General features: G+C 56.8%; 19 protein-coding genes. 11 read left to right on the plus strand and 8 right to left on the minus strand.

All coding sequences use genetic code 11. The features are described from left to right. The first annotated feature begins 58 nt into the window (after positions 1-58). Genes IE156_RS04630 through IE156_RS04645 form a run of 4 tightly spaced genes read left to right on the plus strand, consistent with a single transcriptional unit; the run spans position 59 to position 5,860 of the window. Positions 59-244, plus strand: coding sequence for a hypothetical protein (locus IE156_RS04630; protein ID WP_189391266.1), 186 nt, complete (start codon positions 59-61; stop codon positions 242-244). Next, on the plus strand, positions 241-1,314 hold the full coding sequence (locus IE156_RS04635; RefSeq protein WP_189391267.1) for an efflux RND transporter periplasmic adaptor subunit: 1,074 nt from the start codon (positions 241-243) through the stop codon (positions 1,312-1,314). Before IE156_RS04630 ends, IE156_RS04635 begins: the two co-directional genes overlap by 4 nt. Further along, on the plus strand, positions 1,311-4,427 hold the full coding sequence (locus IE156_RS04640; RefSeq protein ID WP_189391268.1) for a MexW/MexI family multidrug efflux RND transporter permease subunit: 3,117 nt from the start codon (positions 1,311-1,313) through the stop codon (positions 4,425-4,427). The genes IE156_RS04635 and IE156_RS04640 overlap by 4 nt, the downstream gene beginning before the upstream one ends. Beyond that, a complete protein-coding gene (locus tag IE156_RS04645) occupies positions 4,424-5,860 on the plus strand; it encodes an efflux transporter outer membrane subunit (RefSeq protein WP_229840982.1) in 1,437 nt (478 codons plus the stop codon). Before IE156_RS04640 ends, IE156_RS04645 begins: the two co-directional genes overlap by 4 nt. Before the next feature lie 2 nt (positions 5,861-5,862). On the opposite strand, the gene IE156_RS04650 is transcribed toward IE156_RS04645, so the two are convergent. From IE156_RS04650 to IE156_RS04665, 4 genes are all read right to left on the minus strand, one after another. Further along, positions 5,863-6,294, minus strand: a complete 432-nt coding sequence (locus IE156_RS04650; protein ID WP_189391269.1) for a hypothetical protein — start codon at positions 6,292-6,294, stop codon at positions 5,863-5,865. A gap of 197 nt (positions 6,295-6,491) precedes the next feature. Further along, entirely contained in the window at positions 6,492-7,181 is a 690-nt protein-coding gene (locus IE156_RS04655; RefSeq protein WP_189391270.1) for an ANTAR domain-containing response regulator, read from the minus strand. Between the two features lie 3 nt (positions 7,182-7,184). After that, positions 7,185-8,339, minus strand: coding sequence for a transporter substrate-binding domain-containing protein (locus tag IE156_RS04660; protein WP_229840984.1), 1,155 nt, complete (start codon positions 8,337-8,339; stop codon positions 7,185-7,187). 132 nt (positions 8,340-8,471) lie between these two features. Further along, positions 8,472-8,954 (minus strand): AmiS/UreI family transporter, encoded by a 483-nt coding sequence (locus IE156_RS04665; RefSeq protein WP_189391272.1) that lies wholly within the window; start codon positions 8,952-8,954, stop codon positions 8,472-8,474. A 581-nt stretch (positions 8,955-9,535) separates the two neighbouring features. Between IE156_RS04665 and IE156_RS04670 the strand changes: the two genes are divergently transcribed. Beyond that, complete coding sequence (locus IE156_RS04670; RefSeq protein WP_189391273.1) at positions 9,536-10,396, plus strand: DMT family transporter; 861 nt, start codon at positions 9,536-9,538, stop codon at positions 10,394-10,396. A 310-nt stretch (positions 10,397-10,706) separates the two neighbouring features. Here IE156_RS04670 and IE156_RS04675 read toward each other — a convergent pair whose 3' ends face one another. The 3 genes from IE156_RS04675 to IE156_RS04685 are packed head-to-tail and all read right to left on the minus strand — an operon-like array spanning position 10,707 to position 13,559. After that, positions 10,707-11,297 carry a c-type cytochrome gene (locus tag IE156_RS04675; RefSeq protein ID WP_189391274.1) on the minus strand — a complete coding sequence of 197 codons (591 nt, stop codon included), beginning with the start codon at positions 11,295-11,297 and terminating at the stop codon, positions 10,707-10,709. Next, positions 11,294-11,902: a cbb3-type cytochrome c oxidase subunit II gene (locus tag IE156_RS04680; RefSeq protein ID WP_189391275.1), complete on the minus strand. Its 609-nt coding sequence runs from the start codon at positions 11,900-11,902 to the stop codon at positions 11,294-11,296. The genes IE156_RS04675 and IE156_RS04680 overlap by 4 nt, the downstream gene beginning before the upstream one ends. Positions 11,903-11,906: 4 nt before the next feature. Next, positions 11,907-13,559: a cbb3-type cytochrome c oxidase subunit I gene (locus IE156_RS04685; protein ID WP_189391276.1), complete on the minus strand. Its 1,653-nt coding sequence runs from the start codon at positions 13,557-13,559 to the stop codon at positions 11,907-11,909. Between the two features lie 233 nt (positions 13,560-13,792). On the opposite strand from IE156_RS04685, the gene IE156_RS04690 reads away from it, so the two are divergent. Beyond that, positions 13,793-15,217 (plus strand): aminotransferase-like domain-containing protein, encoded by a 1,425-nt coding sequence (locus tag IE156_RS04690; RefSeq protein ID WP_189391277.1) that lies wholly within the window; start codon positions 13,793-13,795, stop codon positions 15,215-15,217. Between the two features lie 119 nt (positions 15,218-15,336). After that, positions 15,337-15,762 carry a lipocalin-like domain-containing protein gene (locus IE156_RS04695; protein ID WP_189391278.1) on the plus strand — a complete coding sequence of 142 codons (426 nt, stop codon included), beginning with the start codon at positions 15,337-15,339 and terminating at the stop codon, positions 15,760-15,762. A 55-nt stretch (positions 15,763-15,817) separates the two neighbouring features. Here the strand turns inward: IE156_RS04695 and IE156_RS04700 are convergent, their stop codons facing one another. Then, a complete protein-coding gene (locus tag IE156_RS04700; RefSeq protein ID WP_308430466.1) occupies positions 15,818-16,723 on the minus strand; it encodes a LysR family transcriptional regulator in 906 nt (301 codons plus the stop codon). A 118-nt stretch (positions 16,724-16,841) separates the two neighbouring features. Here IE156_RS04700 and aptA point away from each other — a divergent pair, with 118 nt between their 5' ends. The 4 genes from aptA to IE156_RS04720 all read left to right on the plus strand — a co-directional run bounded on the left by aptA (position 16,842) and on the right by IE156_RS04720 (position 22,112). Then, complete coding sequence (aptA, locus tag IE156_RS04705) at positions 16,842-18,188, plus strand: omega-aminotransferase AptA (RefSeq protein WP_189391280.1); 1,347 nt, start codon at positions 16,842-16,844, stop codon at positions 18,186-18,188. 158 nt (positions 18,189-18,346) lie between these two features. Beyond that, positions 18,347-19,183 (plus strand): glutamate racemase, encoded by an 837-nt coding sequence (gene murI, locus IE156_RS04710; RefSeq protein WP_189391281.1) that lies wholly within the window; start codon positions 18,347-18,349, stop codon positions 19,181-19,183. Positions 19,184-19,815: 632 nt separating this feature from the next. Then, entirely contained in the window at positions 19,816-21,894 is a 2,079-nt protein-coding gene (locus IE156_RS04715; protein WP_189391282.1) for a LamG-like jellyroll fold domain-containing protein, read from the plus strand. A gap of 20 nt (positions 21,895-21,914) precedes the next feature. Next, positions 21,915-22,112 (plus strand): hypothetical protein, encoded by a 198-nt coding sequence (locus IE156_RS04720; RefSeq protein WP_189391283.1) that lies wholly within the window; start codon positions 21,915-21,917, stop codon positions 22,110-22,112. The last annotated feature ends 15 nt before the right edge of the window (positions 22,113-22,127 follow it).

Raw genomic sequence — 22,127 nt, forward strand, 5'->3', positions numbered from 1 at the left:
GGTACCTCATTAAGGCAAGCCATATTGGCTGCCGTCTTTCTTGTCACAGGAACCTGCCATGCCTACTCGTATTTGGACTCTGTTTGCCAGACCCCTGTCATGGCTGCTGCAATCCTTTCTGCCCCTGTTGCTCGCTTTGTTCAAACCTGAAGACTGGTCGCAAGGGGACCGGCGATCAAGCCAGACCCGTCCGAACAAACTGCCACTATGGCGCTCTGCCTTTCTGGGAGGGCAGGCAGCATGAACTCGCGTCGTACATGGATCATCATCCCCGTTTTGGCCGGCGTAATAGCCATAGGCTGGCGTGTGCTGCCTGCCTCATCAGAAGCCCAGGCAGGTGCTGCGTACCCGCCCGCAGTCGTTGAATTGTCCAGCGTGGAGTCCCAGGCCGCGCCTCGTTTATTGCATGCCGTGGGAGCACTGGAAGCCTGGCAGCAGGTGCTGCTTAGCGCCGAAAGCAACGGTCGAATTAGCAAGATTGACTTCACTTCTGGACAGACCGTCAAGGCCGGACAACCTTTGGTGTTGCTGAATGATGAACTGGAACAGGCCAGCGTACGTCGGGAGCAGGCACAGGTAAAACAGGCCGCTCTTCAACTGACACGTGTGCGTAAATTGAAAGAGCAGCAGGCCGCCACCCAGGAACAGCTGGACCAGGCGCAGGCCGATCACGCCGTAGCCCAGGCGCAACTGCAATACCAGCGTGCTGAACTCGCCTTGAAACAGATTGCCGCCCCCTTCTCAGGCCGCATAGGGATCACCAGTCTGCATCAGGGCCATTATTTACAACCGGGCCAAACCATTGCCAGCCTGGTTGATGACAGCCAGCTTCGCGTCAACCTGACCGTGCCTGAACACAGCCTGCCAGACCTGAGCTTGGGCCAAGTGCTGCACATACAGGTGGATGCCTGGCCCGGTGAAAGCTTCGAGGCCAAGATCAACGCCATCGACCCGTTAATTGGTGATTCACGCAGCGTGCGTCTGCAAGCCGTGCTGGCCAACTCCGAACATCGTCTGCAAGCCGGTATGTATGCCCGCGTCCAGTTGACACGACCCGCCCAAGCCCCCGTGCTGACCGTGCCAGAAACAGCACTGACCTACACTGCCTACGGCCAGACCGTCTTTGTCGCTACCCCGCAGGACCAAGGGCGGTGGCAAGTACGGCGCGTCTCGGTACAAACCGGCGAGCAATGGGACGAACGCGTCGAGATTACCGACGGGCTGACAGCAGACGACAAAGTCGTCAGCGCTGGGCAGATCAAAATTCAGGACGGCTCCATCGTGCAGACCGCCAAGGATAAGGAGCCCGTATGAACACCGCTTCCCGTCCCGGCTTTACCGACTTGTTTGTTCGTCGGCCGGTGCTTGCCCTGGTGGTCAGCGCCTTGCTGTTGATGCTGGGCCTGTTCTCTTTACAAAAGCTGCCCATCCGGCAGTACCCCTTATTGGAGAACTCCACCATCACGATTAGCACCGAGTACCCCGGTGCTTCCGCAGAACTGATGCAAGGCTTTGTGACTCAACCTATCGCCCAGGCCTTGGCCTCGGTGGAAGGCGTGGACTACCTGTCCTCCAACTCCGTGCAAAGCCGCAGTGTGGTGACTTTGCGCATGGAGCTGAACCGCGACTCTACCCAGGCTCTGACTGAAGTCATGAGCAAGGTCAGTCAAGTGCGCTATCGCCTGCCCGAAGGGGCCTATGACCCGGTTGTGGAACGCTCCTCCGGGGACTCCACGGCCGTGGCCTATGTGGGCTTTTCCACGACTACCCTTTCCATCCCGGAACTTAGCGACTACCTATCGCGTGTGGTGGAGCCCATGTTCTCCACCATTGATGGTGTGGCGAAGATTCAAACCTTTGGTGGTCAGAAACTAGCTATGCGTTTATGGCTGGATTCGGACCGCATGGCCGGTTACGGGCTGACGGCCGCCGACATTGCTCAAGCCGTGCGCGCCAATAACTACCAAGCCGCCCCCGGCATGGTCAAAGGCCAGCATGTGCTCAGCAATATCCGTCTGAACTCAGACCTGACCAGCGTGGCGGAATTCCAGGATCTGATTGTGCGGGAAGACGGCACCTCTTTGGTGCGACTGCGCGATATCGGCAAGGTGGAACTGGGCGCAGCATCCACCGAGACCAGCGCCTTGATGGACGGCTTGCCTGCGATACACCTGGGTTTGTTCCCCACTCCCGGCGGCAACCCTTTACGCATTGTGGACGGCATCCGAGACCGTCTGCCCGCTATTGAAGCGACCCTGCCCCCCGGTGTCGAGGTGGCACTGGCCTTTGAAACCGCCCGTTTTATTCAGGCCTCGATTGATGAAGTACTCAAAACCCTGACGGAAGCCATGCTGATTGTGGTGCTGGTTATCTACCTGTGCCTGGGCTCTTTTCGCAGCGTGCTGATTCCCCTGGCGACCATTCCCTTGTCCATGCTGGGTGCGGCTGGCTTGATGCTGGCCTTTGGTTTCAGTATCAATCTGCTGACCTTGTTGGCGATGGTGTTGGCAATCGGTCTGGTCGTGGACGATGCCATTGTGGTGGTGGAGAACGTACACCGTCACATCAGTGCTGGACGTTCGCCCGTCGTGGCAGCCTTACTAGGTGCCCGCGAAGTGGCCGGGCCTGTCATTGCCATGACGCTGACCTTGGCCGCTGTGTATGCCCCGATTGGCCTGATGGGTGGCCTGACGGGTGCGTTATTCAAAGAGTTTGCCCTGACCCTGGCAGGTGCTGTGTTGGTGTCTGGCGTGGTGGCTTTAACCCTGTCCCCCGTGATGAGTTCCTTACTGCTTCCCGCTCAACAAGATGAGGGCCGTATGGCTTATCTGGCAGAGCGCTTTTTTGATGGCCTGTCGCAACGTTATGGCAGCTTGTTGGCTCGTTCCTTACGGCATCGCTGGATTACTGCTGCGCTCGCCTTGCTGGTCTTTATCAGCCTGCCCGTTCTGTACCAAATGACGCACAGCGAACTGGCCCCGATTGAAGATCAGGCCAGCGTCTTAACGGCGGTTAAAGCCCCACAAAACGCCAATCTGGCCTATGCCGAACGCGATGCCAAATTGCTGGATGACACTTACCGGCAACTTGATGAAGCCGCCAGCACCTGGTTGATTGTGGGCACCGATGGCCCCGCCGCCAGCTTTGGCGGAATCAACCTGGAAGACTGGGGTAAGCGCGACCGCGATGCCAGCGCCATTCAGGGCGAGTTGCAAGGACGCGTCAGCAACATTGCCGGCAGTAGTATTTTTGCCTTCCAACTGGCTCCCCTGCCCGGTTCCAGCGGCGGTTTGCCCGTGCAACTGGTTTTGCGTAGCCCCGGCGACTATCGCAGCCTGTACGACACCATGGAACAAGTGAAGCAGCAGGCTCGTGAAAGCGGCTTGTTTGTAGTGGTGGACAGCGACCTGGACTACAACAAGCCCGTTTCCCGCGTAGAGATTGACCGCAGCAAAGCCGCCAGCATGGGCATTAGTTTGCGCGACATTGCGGACTCCCTGGCTGTGCTGGTGGGCGAGAACTACCTGAACCGCTTCTCGTTGGATGGGCGCTCTTACGACGTCATTCCACAGAGCCAGCGTGAGCTGCGCCTGACAGCCCAAGCTCTGACACGCCAATTTGTACGCAGTGCCAATGGCGAGTTAGTGCCCTTGTCGGCTATGGTTCAGATTCACAGTGAAGTCGAGCCAAATAGCCTGCGTCAATTCAATCAGCAAAACGCAGCCACTTTGCAGGCCATTCCTGCGCCCGGCGTCACACTGGGTCAGGCCGTCACTTATCTAGATGAAATCGCCAGCCAATTGCCCGCCGGTTTCACGCATGACTGGCAATCAGAATCGCGCCAGTTCACCCAGGAAAGTCAGTCTCTGGTGTGGGCCTTCTTGGCCGCGCTGGTAGTGATTTACCTGGTGCTGGCCGCTCAATACGAAAGCCTGGTGGACCCCATCATTATTCTGGTCACCGTCCCCTTGTCCTTGTGTGGAGCGCTACTGCCTTTGGCGCTGGGATTGGGCACACTCAATATTTACACCCAGATCGGTTTGCTGACCTTGGTCGGGCTGATCAGTAAGCACGGCATCTTGATGGTGGAGTTCGCCAATGAGCTGCAATTCAAAGAGGGCCTGAAAAAACCAGAAGCCATCTTGCAAGCCGCTCGCATCCGTTTGCGGCCCGTGCTGATGACAACTGGGGCGATGGTCTTTGGTCTGGTGCCGCTCTTGTTTGCCTCGGGAGCAGGTGCCAGCAGCCGCTTTGGCCTGGGCGTTGTGCTGGTCTCGGGCATGCTGATCGGTACGGTCTTCACTCTATTCATCCTGCCGACTTTATATACCTTGCTGGCGCGTGACCACGCTCGCCAAGCCGATACCCCGCGAGCGCGCGACCTGGCTCAAGCCCTGCAAGCTTCCACTGGAGAACACGCATCATGAGGCCACATGCTTTATCAAACAGGCTCGCCCCTGTGGCGCGTGCGCTGCGACTGGTGATCCCCAGCCTGATCCTGAGCGGTTGCGCCGTAGGGCTGGATACATCCATCCCCACCGCCTCCACTCTGGCAACAACCAATTGGAACAGCCAGTTTGCGCAGGCCCCTGAACAACGCGAGAACTGGTGGACTTTACTGCAAGACCCGCAGCTGGACTCCTTGATTACCAAGGCCCTGAATCACAATCTGGATATTGCCCAGGCACAAGCCCGCTGGCTAGCCTCCCGCGTCCTGATCGACGAGCGCCAACATGACAGACTGCCCGCGGTGACCGCCCAGGCCAGCTATAACCGTAGCGGTGCCCAATTTACAGCGGCAGATGGCTCTATTGACCACGGGATTACCGAGAACTGGCGCTTAGGTATGCAAGCCACCTGGGAGATCGACTTGTTTGGCCGCGTGGAACAATTGGCCCTCTCTGCCCAGGCACGCAGTGAGGCCAGCGCAGATCAACTGGAACTGACTCGTCAGGCCATGGTCGCAGAACTGGCGCGCCAATATGTGCAGGCCCAAGGCCTGCAAGGACGGCTTGCCTTGGCGCAGGACGATGTACGAAGCTGGGAGCATACCCTCCAGCTGGTCCAGGCAGGCGTATCACTGGGCCGGGAACTGCCCGAGAATCTGGACAATGCCAAGGCCGGTCTGGAGCGGGCTAAAACCCTGCTGCCGCAACTACGCAGTGACCTGGCGCTGGCTCGCCTGCGCATTCAGGTCTTGAGCGGTGGCGAAGCTGAGCCCATTGACACGCCGCTGCCCAGCGCCAAAGCACCTTTGGCTACCTCCCTGCCTTTGGGTGATGTGAATGCCATGCTGTTCAACCGGCCTGATGTCCGTGCTGCCCGACAAGAGATCCTGGCAAGCTCGCACGAGGTCGCATCAGCGACTGCCGAACTTTATCCCCGTTTGGATCTGGCTGGCTTTATTGGCTTTTTTGCCCTGCGGGGCAGCAATCTGGGCAATGCCGCACGAGCGTTCGATGTCTCGCCTGCGATGCAGTGGCCTGCCCTGCATTTAGGTCATGCCAAAGCGCGCTTGCGTGGCATGGAAGCCGTGGCTGACGAATCGCGTTTGCACTATCAGCAAGTGTTGCTACAGGCCCAGGAAGAAATTCAGGGCTCTTTGCAAAGGCTGACTCAACACCAGGAAAGCCTGCTTAGTCTGACGCGGGCGGCCTCGCATCTGGAAAATGCCCATGAGCGTGCCTTGACGCGCTATGAAGTGGGGGCGGGAGCGTATCAGCAAGTGCTGGAAAACCAGCGCAGTCTGAACCAGACTCGTCAGGAACTAGCGATGGCTGAAACCGGTTCTTACCTGAACATGATTGCCTTGTATCAGGCCTTGGGTTGGGGAGTTGCTACGCCGAGCATGCCTGAGTAATTTCAAGGCTGATCGGTCTGGGGGTGGTCTGTCTCAAAGATGGGCCGCCCCTTTTCTATGCGCTCATCTGTCTGTTCAAGAAACAGGGACAAACGAGCAATCTTGCTATGCATCAGCCGGTCCAGAAACCTACCGCCGAACCACAATAAAGCACAGCCGAAAAAAGTAATCGGCAACACATACCAGCGTAGCCATACCGAGGCATCCAGAAACCAGGCAGCGGCAGTACAAAGAGAAACTACGGTGCAGGCAATCCAACTGTTGCGTCGCGCCTTGAGCAAAAACCTCTGCAAGTCCTGGTGACCACGCTCCAGAACGCCGACTTGCTCACTAAGCTGATCCCGGTCTTTTTTCAACTGAACCCAGGCCGCGCGCTGCTCCTGGGTCACAGCTGGAGCAGCCCCAGTTTGTCCATATTGCTGAATGCTCATCATCTTTACGCTTGGCAGCAGAGTGCTCTACAAAAAAAAGCTATTGTAGATATAAAAAAAACGGGGAATGTTTCTGCCTTTACTTTCTTGCCTTGGACCGATTACCTTTTGCCAGGCAGCGGCTGCGTCTCGATTCACACACGCGATGCTTGGTATGCCTACCTGCCACCGCATCCAATCGAACCAGGAATACCGCCCACCTAGTTCCCCGACAAAGAAGCGCGCTTCTGCCCCAGGGACAGCACTTCGCTGGCGTTCACAATAGCAATCGAAATATCTTCAATCGTGCTGCGTTTGTTCATGGCTTGCTCACGGATCAAATCGTAAGCCTGATCTTCGGAAACCTGATGGGTTCGCATCAAGATCGTCTTGGCTTGTGCCACATGACGCTGCCCCACCAGTTTGGTCTGCAGCTTGCTGATCAGGCGACGCTGCTGGCGCAGTTCCTTATGGTATTTCCGGGCCAACACGACCGTAGACAACAAACCAAACGAGCGAATGGGCGAAGGCAAAATTGCCTGAATATTCAAATCCAGCACCGCTGACACAATCGTGGGGTTCTCATAGTTAACCACCGCAATAATCGTGGGCGCTTCCTCATCACACACCCAATCCAGGCGCAGGTGCAACAAGTCCGGTTGGACGGCCAGAAACACAAGATCTGTCCCAGAGGGCAGGTTTTGCGTGGGCGGCCAGATGGTCTGGACCGAACACCCAATACGCTGCAATTGCTGGGTCAGCAAACGGCCATCACTATCATCGGGGTGCATGACCACCATCGTTAATTGCCGTAGTTCCTTTAACTGCGGCGAGGTGGCGTGCGGAAAACGATTCCGCGCTCGCAGGGGCTTGTTTGCCGGCTCATCACCGAAGGAAGAGGAGTTGGCCACGCTTTATGTCTCCAAAGTATCCAGCTTGGCAGTCCAGTCGCCCAGCGAATGGGTGACCAGATACGGGTCGGGCGAGACGGGGCGCGTTGCCTGCCGCACAATCGTAAATTCGCCATCGGCGTTAATGCGCCCAATCCGTGGGTAAAGCCAAGTGTGGTGATTATTGGGATCGACTTTGATCCGCCCCTGAGGTGCGTCGAGCTCACTGCCCAGAAGGTAAGGCAGCAAATCCCCGATCGCATCACTGGCCGATTGTCGGTACGCATTGGCAAACAAATACATCTGTGAATAGGCCGCCTCCCAACACAGGTTTGGGTGGCAGTCGGCCCCAAAGCGCTTGCGTAAACTGGCCAGGCAACGCGCATTGACATCCGACTCGATGGATTGAAAATAAGGGGCAGCCGTGAAATGCCCACAGGCAATTTCGGCACCCATTTGCGCTATTTCCGCCTCCGAGGTCGTCAGGCTGGCAATGGGCATGGTCTGCGGGTTAAAGCCAGCATTGGCATACGCGCGATACAGGTTGGCCGTGGAATCCCCCACCACAGTAGAAAAGATAAAGTCCGGCTGCTTGTCGCGTATGTCCTGCATGATGCGGCTGTAATCGCTTTCGCTGGCATCCAGTGGCAGGTAATGCTCACCCAGCACTTTGCTGTCGGGATGCTGCATCACCAGCTCGCGCATGATGCGGTTGGACTCGTAGGGGTAGATATAGTCCGAGCCAATCATATAGACCCGCGCCCCGAAATTACTGGTCATGAAATGCGCCAGCTGCACACTGTTCTGATTAGGCGCAGCCCCGGTATAAATCACATTGCCTGAGAACTCAAAGCCTTCGTACAAGGTGGGATAGAACAGCAGCTTGTTCCACTTTTCTACAATCGGGATCACCGCCTTGCGGCTACTGGACATATAGCCGCCAAAAATCACATTGACGCGATCCTGCACAATCAACCGCTCGGCCTGTTCGGCATAGCATGAGGGCTTGGAAGCCGGGTCATAGCAAACGGCGACCAATTCGCGTCCCAGCAGGCCTCCAGCCTCGTTGATTTCGTCAATCGCCAGTTTGGTCCCCTGCCATTGCGACTGGCCAATGGTGGAGGTCATGCCGGTTGCGGAATAAAGAACGCCGACGCGTACGGGGTCGTTGTGAGCCAAAGTCCATCTCCTGTCTAGCATGGTAGAGGCGCAGGTCGACAGACCTGCCAATAAACACTACGAGCGAGCATCAGGTTACTCCAAAATACTGCATTACTCTGGCTCCCAACTGGCGTTCCATTTTGGCTTTGATTACCAGGCATCCATCAGCAACAAGGTACCGGGCAACCAGCACGTCACTGCACCAATCAAAATCGTGTACGCAGGCAAAATACGTAAGGTCTTGCCTAAGCCCAAGGCCAGGAAAAACAAGAACCACAGGCTGGACCACAAGAGCCACATGGCGATCAAACGCGGATCATTAGCCGTCCAGGCAAAAGCCAGCGCACTGATGGCCACGAACAGGCAATACCAACCGAAACCAGCTCCTTTCAAGCCATACCACTGCACAACAGCCAGATACAGATACGTGAAAGCGAACAGCAAGCCGCCGGCAACGGCAAAGTAGTCGGCGGCTTGTTCGCCGCGCTGTAGACCCAGCAAATTAATGAATAGGGCCAGTAGCCCCACCAGCAAGTTAAAGGGGGCCAGGTCACGACTTTCGATACGTCCAGTCAAACCCACACCATTCACAATCAGCACAGCCCCAATAAAGAAAAGCGCAACACCCAACATGGCATAAGCCTCCAAAAAATAGTTCGCGACCTAACTACGAGACCGGATTTATTTCGGGCGAACAAAAAGGCCCAGACCGATTCAAGGGATGAACCAGTCTGGGCCTTTTTGCCCAACATCAACGCTGGCAACATTGGCAGCAGATGTCGTTTCAATTCGGAAATGTCACCGCGATCTGAAATCGCGGTCGGTGCAATTCTTACATAGCCCGGTCTATCGTCTGTACTAGCGATTACCCTAGCGGCTGACTATTGGCGTCCTAAATATAAGTTGTGCTACAGTCTTTCATCGATTTAACGATCTGATTCTTATTCCATGAACCGCCCCGCATCCTCTTTGCTAAGCACTCTGCCCCTATCGCGGGTCGCGTCGCTGCGGGCGGGCTCTCCTCCATCTGTCTTGCTGTTGACTGTCGTCGCCCCGGGCGTCGTCAATCAAGCCGCAGTCGTGTCCGACCTTGTCGTCGACACACGCGTCTACAGCGTCTGCTCCTAAGACTTTCTCTTTTTTTCCTGCGCTATTGATGCGCCTGGAATGTCTTTGCAGACAAATCTAATTTATTTAGACAGATAAAGAACATCATGATTTCTTCTTCTCGCGCCCAAGGGGGTGCTATTGCCTTGTTCGTGCTGCTTTGGGGCAGTGCGGGTATTTTCACGCGTGTGGGTTTAGATCATGGCTCAGTCATGGCCATGCTGATCCTGCGCTTTACCATCGCCCTGCCTATGGTGGTTCTGCTGGGTCACTTCAATGGCGGCTGGCTGCCACCGAAAGGGCAACGTTTGCTCCCGGCCATCAGTGGTTTGCTGATGATCGGGCTGTATTCGTTTTTCTATTTTGAAACCCTAGCCCAGGGGATTACGCCGGGTCTGCTGGCCACAATCTTAGGCGTCCAGCCAATTCTGACTTTGGCTTTGACAGAGCGGCGTTTTTCCCTGACCCGTGTGGCCGGTTTAGCCCTGTCTTTAACTGGTCTGATCCTGGTGGTGTATCAAAGCCTGATTGTCAGCCGTTTGTCCGTAATCGGTTTGGTCTTTGCGATTGCCGCTTTACTCAGCATTACGGTCGGCACCATTGTTCAAAAGCGTCAACCGGTAGGTGCCTTGCAGGGCATGCCTTTGCAATACGCCTTGTCTCTAAGCTTGTTTGTTCTGGTGTCTCTGGGTTTGGGACAAGAGATACGCTGGGAAAACACGCTGGGCTTTTGGGGGCCGGTGGTCTGGCTGGGTCTGGTGATTTCCGTGTTGGCCCAATTGCTGCTTTATCGCATGATCCGCAGTGGAAATCTGGTTAATGTCACCAGCCTGTTTTATCTGGTTCCTGTGGTGACAGCCGGGTTGGACTTCCTGGTTCTGGGGAACACCTTGGCCGCTCGGGCTGGATTGGGGCTGGTGGCTATTCTGGCTGGCTTGTGGCTGACGTTACGGAAAAAAGCGACTTAAGGTGCTTTTTTTGGTGTGGTTTAGCAGGGATAAGATCGATCCTTGAATGATGAGACTGGTCTCTGAGACGCCACCACTTAGGTCTCCAACGGGGCATCGGGCAGAGCACTTGCCGGTGCTCTGCATCGGCAAGTAGTCAAGTCCAAGCGGCGTCCCTCACCGAGACACTCAACAACAAAAAAAGAACCGACATCTTCAACCCTGGGGTCGGGCGAGATATCGGTTCAAAAGCCGGGGGCCTGTTCCCGGCGTGCTACCGTTTCAAAACGTGCTTCTAATTATTGATTCCTTCCAAAGGCATCCCAGCGTCTTACTGCGCTGCAATCCAGCCCTGCAATTCCTGCTCCCCCTGCCAAGGCTGACTGCGATCCACACTGGCAGCGCGCGCCTGGGCAACAAGTTCGGGAGTGATAGCCTCCACATCATTGCCCCATTCATGGCGAATGAAGCTCAGCACAGCCGCCAACTCCGCATTACTGAACTGCTCCGCAAAAGCGGGCATCGCCCCCTCATACTTCTGCCCTTTCACCGTGATCGGCCCGTTAATGCCATGCAGCACCAGCTGAGTCAAAACCGCAGGCTCCCCCTTCACCCATTCCGAATCTGCCAAAGGAGGAAACACCCCCGGCAGGCCTTGTCCTGTTGCCTGATGGCAAGCCACACAAGCATTGGCATACAACTGCTTGCCATCCGCTGACGCACTGACAGGAGCAGGAGCCAACACCGCCAAGGGGCGCTGGTCTCCCAGACGCGGAGAGCTATTAGGCTGAGCCGAGACGATGTAATACACCGCCCAGGTCAGCAAAGCCAAAATCACCACAATCACGATGCGAGGCACCGGGTTGTATTGCTCATGAGGATCGGCATTCTCGCTTTGACGACTTTGCACTGGCTTGCTCATTCCTCACGCTCCACAGCATTCGCACTCAAGATCGGGTAGACGCGCTTGAGCGACTGCAAATACACCACCAGATCCAGAGCCTCTGGTAGCGCGACCACCACCTTGCCCGCAGGCGCCACATCCGGCGGCAGGCTGACAACCCGCTCATTGGGCTGCACCTGATCGGGGTCTTTGGCCTCGAACAAGAAACGGTAGGGCGGCATATTGCTACCCGGTGAGTAAGCACGCGGATCATACAAATGCCCTAAATGCCAATCCTGACTTGGCTGACGCACACCAATATTGAACAAATCAGGTCCCGTGCGCATGGTGCCCAATAAAGGTGGATCGTCGTAGTGATAATCCCCCGCTACCGAGGCGCGCCCCCAACCACGGCTGGCGTCCGCGACACCGGCCCCGGTCGTGCTGGGCTGCTGCGTATGGCAAGTAATGCAGCCATTACCGCGATACACCGCCCGGCCACGCAGTTCCTGGCTGGTATAGGGCGACAAGCCATCGGGCGCAGGCTCATCTTTCAGTTGCAAAAAGGGCACCACAATCATGGCGGCAGTCGCCAGGGACAGGGTCACCATGGACCCGACAATCAACTTCAGTTCGTTTTCCATGTTCTCAGACCTCCAGCTCAGCGGTACGGCGCACCGTCTCCGAGCGAGACTCGGTCAACGCAAAAGCACCCGACTTCACAACCATCAGCAAGACGTGCAGAGCAAATACCAGGTGACCCAAGGTCATCAAGGCACCACCGATGGAACGACCTTGCAACCAAGGCATCGTGACAGCTACCGACTCCATGAAGCCACGCGTTGGGTCCAACAAAGCCAAACCTTGCAACACACCGCCAATGCTCAGCGTGATCATGTAAACCGCAAACCCAGCGACCACCAACCAGAAGTGCCAGGAGATCAAGGCAGGACGGGGCCAGGCAGTATTCAGAATGCGCGGCAAGGCAAAGTACACGCCACCAAAAATCACCATGGTCACAAAGCCGTACATACCCAGGTGAGCGTGAGCCACCGTGAAGTGTGTGAAGTGTGTAATGGAGTTCAGCGAGCGTAGAGCTTCCGCAGAGCCCTGTAGGGAGGCGGCGGTGTACATCATGGCGCCAAAGACAATGAAGCGCAGAACTGGCGAGTGGCGCAGCGCACTGAAGTGACCTTTCAGGGTCAAGTGCTGGTTAGCCGAGAAGGCCAGAACCGGGATCACCATCATCACGCTTTGCACAATAGACAAGGTAATCAGCCACTCAGGGATCGGACCGCCAATCAAATGGTGTGCGCCGACCTGACCGTAGAAAAAGGCCAGCGTCCAGAACCCCAGCAAAGACAGGTTGTAGGAACGTACAGGACGTCCGATCACCTTGGGCAGGAAGTAGTAAATGGCCGCAATCGACATGGGGGTGTAGAACAAACCCAGCACGTTGTGCCCAAACCACCAGTTCATGGTGGCCTGCTCCACGCCAAAGTGCACGCCTGGAACCTTAGCAACCAGATACAGAATCGGGAACCAGAACAAGGCCGCCCCGATGTACCAGACTGACACGTACAAGTGCTTGACCTTGCGCTGCGACAGCATCAAAGCCAAAGGCATACCAATCATCATGCCGCCAAAGGCGAACAGCACACCGATCTGCCAGGGAATTTCCAGCCATTCCATACCGGCATTCAAGCCTATAGCCAAAGCCCCAATTCCTGCGACCAAAGCTGCGTTCCAAACCAGGCCACCGACAATTACCAAACGGCCACCCAGAAGAGGCGTCTGCAGCAAGCGCGGCAACATCCAGATCGTCAGCCCCAACAAGCCCATGGGCGCCCAGCCATAGGCCACGCCATTCAGGTGAATGGTACGCAGACGGCCAAAACTCAACCAGGACACGTCACCCAGGAACTCGGGCCAGTGCAATTTCAACGAGCTGATCAGTCCGGCAAAAGAGGCCACCACCAACCAGACCACCGCACAGACAATCAACAAAAAAGCAGGCAAGGAGCTGGAGCGGTCTGCCTGTTCGCGTGCGGCCATTTCCACCGCACTGGTTTGCTGGCCATGGTTCTCTGCCAGATGGTCGGCGGCTGCCAGACTGAGCGCCTGCCGTTGCGCCTCGCCAGCAGACGGTTCTTCGGGCCGGCCAATTTCGCCCTTATTGAAAATAGTGCGTGCACCACTGACGTCAGCATCAAACAGGCCCTTGCGCAAGGACCAGATAAAGGCAAAAAGCCCAGCAATCGACAGGATGAATGCGGCAAGCAAAAGTGCCGTCGGGTTCATGGTATTCCTCTGATTAGGTAGGGCCGCACCCCACGAGGGCACGGACGAAAACACCCGGCAAGGCTACCCGTCGGTACAGAGCATTCCAAGAATCAGTTAACGCTTCAAAAACCCTATCAGTTTTCCAAAAAACCGCCTGAACCGCTATTTGCTTGTGTTTGGAAGCCTACCCATCAGATAATAGAAAAACCATATTTTGACTATTTACCCTATCAGATTGACTACATCTGCCCATGAAACTATATGAAAGTCTGGCCAAAGAGCTGGCACAAGCGATCTTGGATGGCACCGTTGCCACTGGCGAACGCATGCCTTCTGTGCGCCAGCTAATGGACCAGCACAAGATCAGTGCCTCGACGATTTTTCAGGCCTACTACCGCCTGGAAGCACAGGGGCTGATCCAGGCCCGGCCACGCTCGGGCTATTACGTTTGTACCAATCTGTCCCCTCACACACTGGAAGCCGACACAGCTTCCCAGCCCCCTTTGCAAGCCACCAGCGTCAACAATAGCGACCTGATCATGGCGATCTTGCAGTCCAGTTCAGAGCGCTCTGTCGCCCCTTTGGGGTCCGCTTTTCCCAGCCCGCTGCTCTTTCCGCTGGAACGACTTGGACGCTTCCTGTCGGCCAGCCTGAAGCAGCAAGATCCCTTAGCCAGTCTGGATGATCTGACCCAAGGCCACGCCGCCTTGCGTCGGCAGATTGCCTTGCGCTATCTGGCTCAAGGCATGGCCATCAATGCCAACGATATTGTGATTACCAATGGTGCTCTGGAAGCACTGAATCTGTGCCTGGCGGCCGTCACCCAGCCGGGCGATATCGTGCTGGTGGAGTCCCCCACCTTTTACGCGGCGCTGCAATCGCTGGAACGCATGAAGTTGCAGGCTCTGGAAGTGCCCACCCACCCGCGTGAGGGCATTGATCTGGATGCCTTGGAGCAGGCCATCGTGCGCCATGCCCCCAAAGCCTGCTGGCTGATGACCAATTTTCAGAACCCGTTGGGCAGCCTGATGCCGGACGCCAAAAAAGCACAGCTCGTCGAGCTGCTAGCCCGCCATGAAATTCCCCTGATCGAGGACGATGTCTACGGCGAGCTTTACTTTGACACCGAACGCCCCCGCCCAGCCAAAGCCTTTGACCGCCAAGGTTTGGTGATGCATTGCTCGTCTTTTTCCAAAACCCTGGCACCCGGCTATCGCATTGGTTGGGCCGTGCCAGGACGCTATACCCGTGAAGTCGCCAAAGCCAAGCTGACCACGACGCTGACCTCCCCCGTTCCCACGCAACTGGCCTTGGCCAGTTATCTGGAAAAAGGGGCCTACGACCAGCACCTGCGCCGCCTGCGTACGCAGCTGAAAAACCAGTATGAGCAGTTCTCCAAGGCCTTAGGCCGCTTCTTTCCCGCCGGCACCCGAGCCACTCGCCCCGAGGGCGGCTACTTTCTATGGGTAGAACTGGAAAAAAGCGTGCAGACCCTGGATCTGCATCGCCAGGCCTTGTCACAAGGCATCAGTTTGGCACCGGGCTCCATTTTCTCCACCACTCAACACTACAGCCATTGCTTACGTTTGAATTTTGGACACCCGTGGACGGAGCAAAGCAGTCATGCCTTAGAAATTTTGGGGCATCTTTGCAAGCCATTGCCACTTAAAAAATAAAGACCCGTAGGGCTGGTCGATAGCAAATAAGAATCACTAACACATTGAGATATATAGACAAAAACTTCATTATGAAACGGTTTTACTACAGAAAAAAACCGACTATTCAGGAGTTTTTGATGTCGCATATCCTACGTAGCAAACTGATTGGTGTCTGGAAACTGATGTCGTTTAATTTTGTGCCCTCGGATGGCTCGCCTTCCTATCCGGGCCTAGGACCCAAGCCGATTGGCATGTTGATTTATACGGGAACAGGCTACATGGCCGCCCAACTGGGCAGCAGTGACAGAACAGTGCAAGACCCGTGCCAAAGCCTGGTAGACAGTTATCTGGCCTATGCAGGTACGTTTGAGGTAAATGAAGCGGCCCAATGTGTAACCCATTTTGTGGATATGTCCCTATACCCGGATTGGGTGGACGTGCCCCAGCCAAGACTGGCACGATTCACAGAAGGAGCGCTGGAACTGATCACCCGTGATCCTGTGGTAGTCGGTGGCAAACTGGGCATGGGCACCTTATTGTGGAATCGGGCCGGCCCTACATAAACACAAACTCCGGGGACACCCAACGAGCACAGGGCCAGCCTACAAGCTGGCCATTTCAACTCTGCGCAACCGCGTCCAGCGCACTCAAAAAGTAATCCACAATCGCATGCGCGCGTCGATCCTTGCGCATGGCCAGCGATAAAGGAATCGTGAACTGACGCTGCTGCGGCTCCAGCGCCCTCATCTGGCCCTTTTCCACCCAACGGGCCGCCACATGCTCGGGCAAGAAGCCGATGTACTCACCGGTCAAAATCAAAAAGGCGATACCTTCCCGATCACTAGCCGTCGCCACACAATTCAAATCCTGGTGCTGGGAAATAGCTTCCGAACTCATCCGATATGCAGGTGCAATAGCAGCCGCAGCGCGCAAATCCGCAGACGATACGGCCCCTTGTTGCGCCACGCGGAACAAAGGATGCTCCCAGGAGCAATACAGGAAATAAGGCTCGGCATACAAAGTGCGGTACTCCAGCCCACTTAGCGCATTGGTTTCGGGTAGCACGCCCATATGCAAGCGACCTTCTAATAAGCCACGCTCTATTTCCCCCGGCGTACTCATGCTGATGTGTACCCGCACCGCATCACTGTTTTGCCGCAGGGTACGCAAGGCGGAAGTAATGTGCATGTGTGGTTGCGAGATCAAACTATTCATCAAACCTATATTCAAGTCGCCCCGCAAACTGGAATGCAGCTGATTAACCTCGCTACGGAAGTTTTCCACTGCCGCCATCAAGGTTTCACTGGCCCGCAGCACTTGTCGACCTTCTTCCGTCAAGGCAAAACCCGCCCTGCCACGCTGGCACAGCCGTATTCCCCCCAGGCGCTTTTCCAGATCGCTCATGTGCAAGCTGATGGCCGAGCGCGTAATCCCCAGCACACCCTCTGCGGCCGAGAAACTGCCCACTTGCACCACCGTTCTGAACACACGCAGCAGGCGCAAATCAAAATCGGAAACCTGCAAGAGTCCTTTCAGATGCATATAGGTGAGTAAAACAATAAGTGAAGTTGAATAAAAACGTATTTTACTCAACAACTTAGCTCCCTACACTGGGGGTATTCACCGCCTTGAGGAGACCGACGTGAACTCACCCTACTTTGCGCCCCAGCAGATCACCAGTGAACTCAATCTCCAGTCTCACTGGATGCCCTTTACCGCGAATCGGCACTTTCAGCAGGACCCACGCCTGGTCGTCAAAGCCGAAGGCAACTGGCTGTACGACCAGGACGGTCGCCAGATTTTTGACAGCCTGTCCGGGCTTTGGACTTGTGGTGCAGGCCATGCGCGCCATGAGATCCAGGCGGCTGTGCATCGCCAACTGGGGCAACTGGATTACTCTCCCGCCTTTCAGTTTGGACACCCCGCCGCATTCCAACTGGCCGACAAGCTGACTCAGCTCACCCCAGAAGGCCTGGACCACGTGTTCTTCACCAACTCCGGCTCTGAATGTACGGACACCGTCGTCAAAATGGTGCGTGCCTACTGGCGCATCAAAGGCCAGGCCACCAAGACCCGCCTGATTGGCCGTGCTCGTGGGTATCACGGCGTCAACGTGGCGGGGACCAGCCTGGGTGGCATAGGCGGCAACCGCAAAATGTTTGGCCAGTTAATGGACGCCGACCACTTGCCCCACGTGCTGCAAGCAGACTGCGCCTTCACACACGGCCAACCTGAAACCGGCGGTCTTACCCTGGCCGATGAGCTGCTTAAACTGATCGAACTGCACGATGCCAGCACCATCGCCGCTGTTTTTGTAGAGCCCGTCTCCGGCTCGGCGGGCGTGCTGGTCCCTCCCACCGGCTATCTGCAACGCCTGCGCCAGATTTGTGATCAGCACAACATCTTGCTGGTGTTTGATGAAGTCATTACCGGCCTGGGCCGCTTAGGCACCAACACCGGAGCTGAATACTTTGGCGTCACCCCTGATCTGATGACCATGGCCAAACAGCTGACCAACGGGGCCATTCCCATGGGTGCCGTCATTGCCAGCAAGGAAATCTATCAGACCTTTATGAGCCAGGACCTGCCCTTACACGCCGTCGAATTCAGCCATGGCCATACCTATTCCGCCCATCCGGTAGCGTGTGCTGCTGGTCTGGCCGCGCTAGAGCTGCTGGAACAAGACAACCTGCTGCAACGCTCTGCCGAGCTGGCTCCACATTTTGAGCAAACCCTGCACCAGTTGCGCAACAGCCCCAACGTGGTCGATATCCGCAACTGCGGCCTGGCTGGAGCAATCCAATTGGCACCGCGCAATGGCGACCCTGCCATCCGTCCTTTCGAGGCGGGTCTACAACTGTGGAAGCAAGGTTTTTACGTACGCTTCGGAGGCGACACCCTGCAGTTTGGCCCCACCTTCACCAGCACACCCGCGCAGATCAGTTCCTTGTTCGATGCAGTAGGCGGCGTCTTAAAGCAACTGGCTTAAAAACACGTTGTGGGCGGCTTGCCTCAAGCTGCCCACATCCAAGCACTCTCGTTTCCACTAGATACCTTAAGCTTAAGTCCAAGCCACTCAAGCCCCTGCTCCAAACCCAACAAAAGCGCCATAATACGAGCTTTGCTCCACAAGAATCGTCCAGCACCATGAGTCCATCCACACCCTCTTCACTTGTTCAAGCTCCTATAGGCTTGTTTGATTCGGGCGTGGGCGGCCTGTCCATTTGGCTGGCCTTACGCCAATCCTTGCCCAAGGAAAACCTGCTGTATCTGGCCGACTCACAATGCGCCCCTTACGGCGACCGCTCCCCGGAGTGGATCGTAGAGCGTACCCTGCGCATGGCACAGATTCTGGTAGATCAAGGCTGCAAAGCCCTGGTTATTGCCTGCAATACCGCCACCCTGGTCGCCGCCCCCACATTGCGCGCCAAACTGAGCATTCCCATCATCGCCATCGAGCCGGCCATCAAACCGGCTGCTGCCTTAAGCCGCAGCCGCAGCGTCGCCCTGATGGCCACCAGCCGCACACTGGACAGCAGCGGACTGCAAAACCTGATCCAGCGCTACGCCAACGATATAGAAATCATCCGTATCCCCTGCCCTGGACTGGCCGACCGAGTCGAAACCCTGCAGCTTTCGGGCCCCGAAATCGAAGCCGAACTGCGGGAACGCTTGGCGCCCGCCCTGCAAAGCCAAGCCGACACACTGGTGCTGGGCTGCACACACTACCCATTTTTACGGCCTACTATCGAAGCCATCAGCGGCTCACGCTTCCATATCCTGGAACCCTCCTTCGCCGTCGCCGCCCAGGTATACCGCCGCCTGGAACAAGCCCATTGCCTGAACAGCCAAACACAAGCAGGTAGCAGCGCCTTCATCAGCAGCGCACCAATCGAACAGGCCCGAGCCGTTGTCCAAGTACTAACAGGACTGGCCGAACCCACCATGCTGGCTTTTCCAACACAGCCACTGAAAACACGGTAAAACCTGCCCACACCGACCCTGCTTCCCCGTCGACCACGCTGAACCGGCCGACCTATATCTCCACTCGCTGACCAGCAGGTTCCCCCATCCCCTTACTTGGCTGGCTGGCTTGCTGGCTTGCTGGCTTTAAAAACCCTCTTTTAGGATGATTTTTTAAAGCCAGCCCACACTCAAAACCTAATTTTTATTTATGAGAGAAGGCACAAACAGTCATTCCGACCTTCCTCACAGTAAGTGACTACGAGCCGCTTGGAGAGCTCTTAGAGCGATCCCGGCAAGAGACGCCCACCCATCACGCACAGACATCTCCCACCTGCCTGCCACAACTTCACACTTAAAACATAAGAACCCGCCTAAAGAACGCCACACCCCACCTCCCGTAACAAACCATCCATCAAACCGCCATCTCTCCGGCAAGCCGCAGCCAGCCAGCCCTCCACCGCCCGTCCCTCCCGCCCCAAGCCCCCCATCCCATAAAACACAATCCAATCATCGGCGGATTTAGCCATCCCTTAACAAGGCAGTCACACGCCCTTCCTACACTGCCTCCTGTCCTGATCCGATGCCGACTGGGCCGCCCACCCCACGCACAGTCTGGCCTCTCTTTCCCCATCCTCTACACGAGTGGCTGTATGACCTTCTCTCCCCGTCCTTCCAAGTCCCCGGCTTTGCAGCGCATGCAGCAAGCCGGGATCTCACTGTCACTGGCCCTGCTGCTGAGCGCTTGCGGCAGCGGCTCCAACGGCAGCGATAGCCCTGGCACCCCTGGCGTAGACCCAGAAAACCCCACCGTAGAACCCGGTGACAAACCCCAAGCCCTGGGCGGCAAAAAAGCCCTGATCGTCACCATAGACGGCCTAAGCTACGAAGCCCTGCTACAAGCCCGCCAGGCAGGACAACATCCAGCCCTGAAATCACTGACCATCGCCCCCGCCCAAACCGGCGGCTATGTCGGCACCCCCAGCGAACAGCGCACCTTGCCCCTGCCCGGCTGGGCATCACTGATTACCGGCGTCTGGGCAGACCAACACGGCCTGCGTGGCGTGGGCACCAACAGCCCCGAGCTGAATGCCCCCACCCTGCTCGCCTTGGCTTCCACGCCACCACAAGCGGCCATGGCCTTGAGCACAGCCGACTACCGCACACTATGGAGCCAGGACCTTCAGGAAGGCCGCATCATCGAAGCCGCCAACTGTACGGACTCCGACAGCTGTGTCAGCGAACAAACCCAGAAATACCTGCAAGAAGGCAAGTCTCTGATTCTGGCCCAGATCCAGGCCCCAGCCCGCGCCGCAACCCAAGGCGGATTGGGTAGCCCAGCGTATCAACAAGCCGTACAAGAATCGCTGGTCGCTCTGGACAAGTTGCTGGCGATCATTGAACAACGCAAACAGGCTGACGCCTCCGAGGACTGGTTGCTGATACTGACCACCAGCTACGGCCTGGACGAATTCGGTGGCACCACCGGCTCACAATTCAACCGCAACAAGACCAGCTTTATTGCCACCAATAAAACCCTGGCTTCCTTGCCTGCCATCGACGGCCAAGTCACCAGCAGCACAGACATGAATACCCTGGCCGCAGTCATCGATATTGCGCCTACCGTCCTGTCGCACCTGGCCATCCAAAGCGAGCCGTACCGCTTCCGTGGCTCGTCCTTGCAAGCCGATAGCCGCGTGCACAATCTGGCGTTCAGCAAGCCTGCGGACAAGAACATGGTGGACCTGAGCTGGGCCTTGCAAGGCGAGACTTCGCAAGAAATCCAGGTAATGCGCGACGGCAAACTGATTGCCACCCTGCCCGCCGGCTCCACCCAATACTCCGATCCACTGCCAGCATCAGAAACCGCTCAAACCTACTCTTTGTATTACTCGGTTCAAGTGGGCCAAGCCGCCTCTACCCTGAAAGCAGAAGTGGGCTACCAGCCGCCTCCCAAACTGGCCGACACCCTTAAAAACGGCCTGCGCAGCTACTACACCTTCAGCGCCCAACCCTTTACCGACAGCAAAGGCGGCAGCAGCCTGCAAACCGCCACGCCAGCCATCCCTGCCGGCCAGCTGATTGCCGGTGACTTCCTGGACCCCAGCACACCCAAAGGTGGCCTGCGCATCGTCGGCAGCAACGCCGACAGCAATGGCAACCGGGGCTACCGCCTGTCCATGAGCCGCGACCTGTTCAGCTTAGCCAGCGTGCAGCAAATGACCATCGGTTTCTGGCTGCGCACCCCCAACAACTGCCAGGGTTATGGCGCTTCCATCATGGCCAACAAGAACTACGACTCGGGCAATAACCCCGGTTTTGCGCTGGGTCTGTTCAACGCCAACGGTTGCGACATCCGCTTTAACACCGGCTACGGTGGTGGCCGCAACGAGAGCCAAGGCTACAACATCACCCCCGATGAATGGGCTTATGTGGCCGTGGTCATCGACAAGGCCGAAGGCAAGATGCTGGGCCACGTCTTCGATCCCAAGAAAGGCGCGCAGTTCGGTTCCGTCGCCCTGGAAGCGCGCACGCTGCAAGCACTGGGCGGCACTGGCACCGGTGAATTGGGTTTGAACGAAGACGTTACCGGCCAGTACTACAAACGCTGGGGACGCAGCGACATCAATATGGATTTTGGCGAACTGGCCATGTGGGACCGCGCCCTGAGCACGGACGAACTGACCAGCATTTTTGAATCGCGCCAGCCTCTGTCCAGCCTCCAACCCTGATCGCCACGCAAGGAATTTCCATGACTCCCAAGAACACTTCACTCACCTTTGAGCGCATAAAACGCGCGTCTGTTTTGCTGATGTTCTGCGGCCTGCTGGCTGCGTGCAGTAGCGGCAGTGACAACGGCGGCTCGGAAGGCCCCGGCTCGCCCGAAGATCCTACCGAACCTGGCAAGCCCAATCCCGAACCTGCGCCGCAACTCAAATGCGCCCCTTGATTGACTAAGAGATTA

It is taken from the genome of Alcaligenes pakistanensis (genome assembly GCF_014652815.1).
Lineage (GTDB): Bacteria > Pseudomonadota > Gammaproteobacteria > Burkholderiales > Burkholderiaceae_B > Alcaligenes > Alcaligenes pakistanensis.

Excerpts from the sequence above, each read along its gene's own strand:
- IE156_RS04720 (WP_189391283.1), top strand. The coding sequence starts at position 21,915 with ATGACTCCCAAGAACACTTCACTCACCTTTGAGCGCATAAAACGCGCG.
- IE156_RS04675 (WP_189391274.1), bottom strand. The coding sequence starts at position 11,297 with ATGAGCAAGCCAGTGCAAAGTCGTCAAAGCGAGAATGCCGATCCTCAT.
- IE156_RS04695 (WP_189391278.1), top strand. The coding sequence starts at position 15,337 with ATGTCGCATATCCTACGTAGCAAACTGATTGGTGTCTGGAAACTGATG.
- IE156_RS04680 (WP_189391275.1), bottom strand. The coding sequence starts at position 11,902 with ATGGAAAACGAACTGAAGTTGATTGTCGGGTCCATGGTGACCCTGTCC.
- IE156_RS04665 (WP_189391272.1), bottom strand. The coding sequence starts at position 8,954 with ATGTTGGGTGTTGCGCTTTTCTTTATTGGGGCTGTGCTGATTGTGAAT.
- IE156_RS04640 (WP_189391268.1), top strand. The coding sequence starts at position 1,311 with ATGAACACCGCTTCCCGTCCCGGCTTTACCGACTTGTTTGTTCGTCGG.
- IE156_RS04685 (WP_189391276.1), bottom strand. The coding sequence starts at position 13,559 with ATGAACCCGACGGCACTTTTGCTTGCCGCATTCATCCTGTCGATTGCT.
- IE156_RS04715 (WP_189391282.1), top strand. The coding sequence starts at position 19,816 with ATGACCTTCTCTCCCCGTCCTTCCAAGTCCCCGGCTTTGCAGCGCATG.
- IE156_RS04635 (WP_189391267.1), top strand. The coding sequence starts at position 241 with ATGAACTCGCGTCGTACATGGATCATCATCCCCGTTTTGGCCGGCGTA.
- IE156_RS04630 (WP_189391266.1), top strand. The coding sequence starts at position 59 with ATGCCTACTCGTATTTGGACTCTGTTTGCCAGACCCCTGTCATGGCTG.
- murI (WP_189391281.1), top strand. The coding sequence starts at position 18,347 with ATGAGTCCATCCACACCCTCTTCACTTGTTCAAGCTCCTATAGGCTTG.
- IE156_RS04670 (WP_189391273.1), top strand. The coding sequence starts at position 9,536 with ATGATTTCTTCTTCTCGCGCCCAAGGGGGTGCTATTGCCTTGTTCGTG.
- IE156_RS04650 (WP_189391269.1), bottom strand. The coding sequence starts at position 6,294 with ATGATGAGCATTCAGCAATATGGACAAACTGGGGCTGCTCCAGCTGTG.
- IE156_RS04645 (WP_229840982.1), top strand. The coding sequence starts at position 4,424 with ATGAGGCCACATGCTTTATCAAACAGGCTCGCCCCTGTGGCGCGTGCG.
- IE156_RS04690 (WP_189391277.1), top strand. The coding sequence starts at position 13,793 with ATGAAACTATATGAAAGTCTGGCCAAAGAGCTGGCACAAGCGATCTTG.